This is a genomic window from Streptomyces sp. AV19 (assembly GCF_015999245.1).
GTDB lineage: Bacteria > Actinomycetota > Actinomycetes > Streptomycetales > Streptomycetaceae > Streptomyces.
The window spans coordinates 438,958-444,318 of record NZ_JAEAMR010000007.1 but is presented as its reverse complement, the minus strand read 5'-3'; the positions used below and the strand labels follow the sequence as shown (position 1 = coordinate 444,318).

The window sequence follows — 5,361 nt, the reverse complement described above, 5'->3', positions numbered from 1 at the left end:
CCGGAAGAAACGGTGAAAGTGGGGGTGCCCCCTCTGGGGGAGGGTCCGGGGCACAACCAACAAACGCCGGCCCACCCCCACTGTCAGACCCCCCTGCAACACTGACTCGCACCGGCACGGCGCAGACGGACCACGGGGGTGCCCGTCTCCGCCGTGCCGGACAGCACAGACAACCAACACCGCCGTGCCGGACAGCACAGACAACCCACACCCCAAGTGGCGCACTCCCGCGCGCGCCCCTCCCCACCCCCCACGCACCATGGCCGCAAGGACAAATGGTCAAAGGCGCAAGCCGCCACACCGCCGCCGGGGAGTGAACCGTGATGACCCTCAGCCTCGCCCAGCTGAGCCGCTGCACGATCGCCGTCGACCTCGGCGCGTCCCGCACCCGCGTCTACGCCCGCAACACCGGCCTGATCGTGGACGAACCGTCCATCGCCGCCGTCAACACGAGAACCGGCTCGCTCATCGCCGTCGGCGCCCTCGCCGAGGGCATGGCGGGCCGCACGCCGGCCCACATCCGCGTCGTCAGACCCGTCTCCGGCGGCACCGTCGTCGACATCGACATGGCCCAGCGCATGCTGCGCCACCTCATCAGCGACAAGATCCGCCGCGCCTGGCGCCGCAAGCCCCTCCTCCGCGCCGCCGTCTGCCTGCCCCACGACGCCGAACCGATCGCCCAGCGCGCCGCCGTGGAGACCCTGACCGGCCTCGGCGCCCGCCGCGTCGAGCTGGTGGACACGCTCGTCGCCGCCGCGGTCGGCTGCGGACTGCCCGTCCAGCTCCCCGAGGCCACGATGATCATCGTCTGCGGCGCGGCCTCGACACAGGTGGCCGTCCTGTCCCTGGGCGCGATCGTCGCGGCGGAGAAGGTCCAGGTCGGCGGCGACGCGATCGACTACGCGGTCGTCCAGCACCTGCGCAGCGAGCACGAGCTCATGCTGCCCACCCAGGGCCTCTACCCGCTCCATGTGGCCCTGCGGGCCGACCGCCTGGCCGGCGGCGGCACCGAGACCGAGGTCCGCGGCCGCGACGTCGCGACGGGCCTGTCCCGCACGGTCCTCGTCAGCACCGCGCACGTGCGCAACGCGATCCACACCCCGCTGACCGCCGTCCTGGACGCCATAGGGCGCGTGCTCCGCGAATGCCCGCCCGACCTCGTGGCGGACCTGGGCACGCGCGGAGTGATGCTCGCCGGCGGCAGCGCCCTGCTCCCGGGCCTGGACACGATGATCGAGGACGCGACGGGCATGACCGTGCACATCGCGGAGAACCCGGACCACTGCTCGGTCCTGGGCCTGGGGATGATGATGGAGGGGAAGGTCAGGCCGATGACGATCGACCCCCTGGTCATGCGTTGACCGGCCAACAGACCCATCGGGAACTTCTTCAACTCCGGAGCAGTTCAGCCAGTGCACTCACGCATTCCACAAGGAGAGACAGGCACATGGCGCTCTGGGACCGGCTCAAGGAATCCGCCACCACGATGCAGGGTCAGCTGGTCGCGAAGAAGAACGAGCTCAAGAGCGGCGCGTTCCGCGACGCGAGCATGGCGATGTGCGCCCTCGTCGCCGCCGCCGACGGCTCGGTCGACGCCTCCGAACGGCAGCGCGTCGCCTCGCTGATCGCCACCAACGAGGTCCTGCAGAACTTCCCGGCGGACGACCTGCACGCCCGCTTCACCGACTACTGCCAGAAGCTCGCCGCCGACTTCGACTTCGGCAAGGTGAGCCTGATGCAGACCATCGGCAAGGTCGCCAAGAAGCCGACCGAGGCCCGCGCGGTCATCCAGATCGGCATCGTGATCGGCGGCGCCGACGGCGACTTCGACAAGGACGAGCAGGCGGTCGTCCGCGAGGCGTGCTACGCACTGAGCATCCCCCCGGCGGAGTTCGACCTCTGAAAAACTTCGACCTCTGAAAAACAAAGCCGGATAAAAAACAACCCGGAAGCGCGGGCCGCCGAGAGGATGTGGCGACCCGCGCTCCCCAGTCCGCTCAGGCCGGCATTGTCACGGAAGAGTTCCGGCCGGCGGACGTTTCCTTGTGCCCGACGCTGCTCCCGTTCACCTTGCCCGACCAGGTGCCCAAGGCGATCTCCGCCGTGATGCCCGGCCCGAACCCGGCGATGACGCCGCGCGCGGAGTGCTCCGCACCGCCGTCCTGGAACAGCCTCTCCAACGCGTCGAAGACGACCGCGCTCGCGATGTTCCCCCGCTCGACCAGCGTCTGCCTGCTGTAGCGGAACATGTTCTGCTCCAGCTCCAGATACTTGCCGAGGTCGTCGAGGATGCGCGGCCCGCCCGCGTGCACGATGTAGAAGTCGAGGTCGGACACGTCCCAGTCGTGCGGTTCGGCCATGTCGCGCATGGCGGGCGCGAGCATCGCCATCGTGCCGGGGACGCGCTTGTCCAGGAGGAAGTGGAACCCGGTGTCCTTCACCGCGTACGAGATCCACTCCTCCGTGTCCGGGACCAGGTGCGACCCGTTCGCCTCCAGCTGCACCCCCGTTCCGCCCTCGCCCCGCACCACGGCGCAGGCGATGGCGTCCCCGAACAGCCCGTTGGACAGCAGGTTGCCGACCGCCAGGTCCGTCGGCTGGTACAGCAGGGAGCAGAACTCGCAGGCGACGATCAGCACATTGGACCCGGGGTAGGCGCGGCAGAAGTCATGGGCGCGGTTGATCGCCGCTCCCCCCGCCGCGCAGCCCAGCTGCGCGATGGGCAACTGCCGCGTCTCGTTCCTGAAGCCCATGGTGTTGATCAGCCAGGCGGTCATCGACGGCATCATGAAGCCGGTGCACGAGACGTACACGATCATGTTGATGTCCCGGACGGTCAACTCCGCGTGCTCCAGGGCCCGGTCGATCACCTCGGGCACCCGGGCCTTGGCCTCCGCCTCGTAAACGTTGTTGCGCGTCGTGAAACCCGGGTGCTCGAGCGTGATCTCGATCGGCTGCACCAGGTGCCGGGTCTGCACCCCCGTGTTGCCGATCAGCCGGAGCGCCAGCTCCAGTTGCGGGTGGTTCGCGTGCAGGGTCCGCGCGAGCTCCAGGGTCTCCTCCCGGGTGATGATGTGCTCCGGGACGGCGATGGCCGGTCTGCACAGTGTCGCCATGGTCGGCTCCTCCTTGCCCTTGCCGGGACTTACCAGGCGACCGGCAGGGTGAGGGGGTAACGCCAGATCGACACGGTGTTCCACTGCACCTCCTCCGCCGGTACGGCCAGGCGCAGTTCGGGGAAACGTTTGATGAGCGTCCCGATGGCGGTCTGGAGCTCCATCCGGGCCAGATGGGCACCGAGGCAGTGGTGCGAGCCGTGCCCGAAGGTCATGTGTGGCGCGGGTTCGTCCCGGTCGAAGTCGAGCTCGTCCGGCCGGTCGTACGTGGCGCCGTCCCGGTTGGCGCACAGGTACGAGACGTGGACGATGTCGCCGGCCGGGATGGTGACGCCGTCGAAGTCCACGTCCTCCAGGGCGACTCGGGGGATTCCCACGCCCTGCCGGAAGGGGATGAAGCGCAGCAGCTCCTCCAGCGCCTGCGGCATGATCTCCGGCCGGTCGCGCAGCTGAGCGAGGTGCTTGGGGTGGGTGAGCAGCGTGTAGACGATGTTGCAGATCTCGTACGTGCTGGTGTCGTGGCCCGTGACCAGCAGGAGCATGCCCATGACGGCGAGCTCCTTCTCGTCGAGCTGCTCCTCGCCGACGCGCGCGGTGGCGAGCGAGCTCAGCAGGTCGCTGCCGGGGTCGCGGCGGCGCTCGGCCGTCAGCCGGGCGAAGTACGCCCGCAGCCCGGCCTTGGCCTCGGCCGCCGACTCCTTGTCGTCCGGCTTCATCGACATCATGGCCATGGCCCAGGCACGCAGCTGCGGCCGGTCCTCCTGGGGGACCTCCAGCAGCTCGCAGATGGTCAGCAACGGCAGCTTCCCGGCGAGGTGGTGAGCCACGTCGCCGGGCTGCCCGTTCTCCTCCATCTCGTCCAGCAGACCGTCCACCACCTGCTGGGTCTTCGGGCGCAGGCTCTCGACCATCTTGTTGCTGAAGCCCGTCGTCACCAGCCTGCGCAGCCGGCTCAGCGCGGGCGGGTCCATCAGGTTGATCGCCTCGGACTGGGCGATCGGCGCCGGTGTGATGCGCGGAAAGTCCTTCCCGATCAGCGCGGCCCGGCTGAAGCGGCGGTCCTGGGTCACCGTGCGCACGTCGTCGTAGCGCGTCACCAGCCAGCAGTCGCCCTCGCCGTACGGCATGCGGATCTTGGCTACCGGAGCCTCTGTCCGCATCCGCGCCATGAACGGGTCCGGCTCCAGGGCTTCATCGTGACGGAAGGGACAGGCTCGTTCGGATTCCTCAGTGGTCATACGAAGCACTCCCCATACCCATTGGGCACGGCCTTGGTGGCGCGCCGGTAGCTACAGATCCATTCCATAGGGGCAAGCTCGCCACACCTATACCCGGATGATTCACTCGATTTATTGACTTACCCGTGTAAATGAAACAGCTTTCTTTCGAACACACCAGACGTACTCACCCATTCGGGTGAACCTCTGTCGATGCATGCCAGGAGCACACAACACCGCCGTGCGCCCCCTCATCCGACATGAACGACATGTCCACACCGGAATAGACGCACGGCAAGGCCCCTCCACCTCTACCCCACCCCAAAACGGCCGAAATTAGCCCTGCTCGATCCCCCGCACACGCTCGTGCGTATGGGCTTCGATGTCCTTGATCGAGATGTCCAGCAGCTGGCCGGCAAGCACGTTCAGCGCCCGGGAGGCGGCGAGCTCGTCCCCGATGTCCGGCACGTTCTCGTCGGCCGGATGGCAGCGGGCGGTCCCCTCGCCGACCATCGGCCCCGGCGGCCGTCCGGTCATCCGCGCCTCGGCGGTGACGGTGTGGTCGTGCTCCTTGATGATGACCTCAACGGTCCAGACCTTGCTCCTGGCCATCGGGCAACCTCCTCATGTGCCCCGGCCACCACGCTGACACGCCCGGCCACGGCACGCATGTCGGTGACGACCGGAAGCGCCCGCATCGGAGCGTTCTTCATCGATGACGGAGCGAATGCCGCCCGAATACCGACCCGACGAACTGCGCGTCGGCAAACGGCTGTTGAAGGCGCGAAGAGCGCGCCCAACCCAGCTCGTCCGGCGCTTGAGGACGGGCGGCGGAGCCGCGCTCCCACCCCGCCCGGCGCCTGAGGACAAGCGGCAGAGCCACGACCCCACCCCGCCCGCCACTTGAGGACGAGCGACGGAGCCGCGCCCCCACCCCGCCCGGCGCCCGAGGACAAGCGACGAAACCGCGACCCCAGCCCGTCCGGCGCTTGAGGACAACCGCGCGCAGCGCGGTTGCGGGGGTCCAG

Annotated in this window: 5 protein-coding genes; 2 read left to right on the top strand and 3 right to left on the bottom strand. The window is 68.7% G+C overall.

What is annotated here, in order from left to right:
• Window positions 1-323: 323 nt before the first annotated feature.
• The gene (locus I5Q34_RS11595) at window positions 324-1,361 is read left to right on the top strand and encodes a rod shape-determining protein (RefSeq protein ID WP_199892907.1); all 1,038 of its coding nucleotides are present in this window, start codon (window positions 324-326) and stop codon (window positions 1,359-1,361) included.
• Window positions 1,362-1,447: 86 nt separating this feature from the next.
• A complete protein-coding gene (locus tag I5Q34_RS11590; RefSeq protein ID WP_199892114.1) occupies window positions 1,448-1,903 on the top strand; it encodes a tellurite resistance TerB family protein in 456 nt (151 codons plus the stop codon).
• Between the two features lie 94 nt (window positions 1,904-1,997).
• Here I5Q34_RS11590 and I5Q34_RS11585 read toward each other — a convergent pair whose 3' ends face one another.
• The 3 genes from I5Q34_RS11585 to I5Q34_RS11575 all read right to left on the bottom strand — a co-directional run bounded on the left by I5Q34_RS11585 (window position 1,998) and on the right by I5Q34_RS11575 (window position 4,945).
• Window positions 1,998-3,116 (bottom strand): type III polyketide synthase, encoded by a 1,119-nt coding sequence (locus I5Q34_RS11585; RefSeq protein WP_199892113.1) that lies wholly within the window; start codon window positions 3,114-3,116, stop codon window positions 1,998-2,000.
• 29 nt (window positions 3,117-3,145) lie between these two features.
• Window positions 3,146-4,354, bottom strand: a complete 1,209-nt coding sequence (locus tag I5Q34_RS11580) for a cytochrome P450 (protein ID WP_199892112.1) — start codon at window positions 4,352-4,354, stop codon at window positions 3,146-3,148.
• Between the two features lie 315 nt (window positions 4,355-4,669).
• Window positions 4,670-4,945 (bottom strand): DUF1876 domain-containing protein, encoded by a 276-nt coding sequence (locus I5Q34_RS11575; protein ID WP_199892111.1) that lies wholly within the window; start codon window positions 4,943-4,945, stop codon window positions 4,670-4,672.
• Window positions 4,946-5,361: the final 416 nt, after the last annotated feature.

Coding starts and splice junctions, on each gene's coding strand:
- I5Q34_RS11595 (WP_199892907.1), top strand. CDS start 324: ATGACCCTCAGCCTCGCCCAGCTGAGCCGCTGCACGATCGCCGTCGAC.
- I5Q34_RS11590 (WP_199892114.1), top strand. CDS start 1,448: ATGGCGCTCTGGGACCGGCTCAAGGAATCCGCCACCACGATGCAGGGT.
- I5Q34_RS11585 (WP_199892113.1), bottom strand. CDS start 3,116: ATGGCGACACTGTGCAGACCGGCCATCGCCGTCCCGGAGCACATCATC.
- I5Q34_RS11580 (WP_199892112.1), bottom strand. CDS start 4,354: ATGACCACTGAGGAATCCGAACGAGCCTGTCCCTTCCGTCACGATGAA.
- I5Q34_RS11575 (WP_199892111.1), bottom strand. CDS start 4,945: ATGGCCAGGAGCAAGGTCTGGACCGTTGAGGTCATCATCAAGGAGCAC.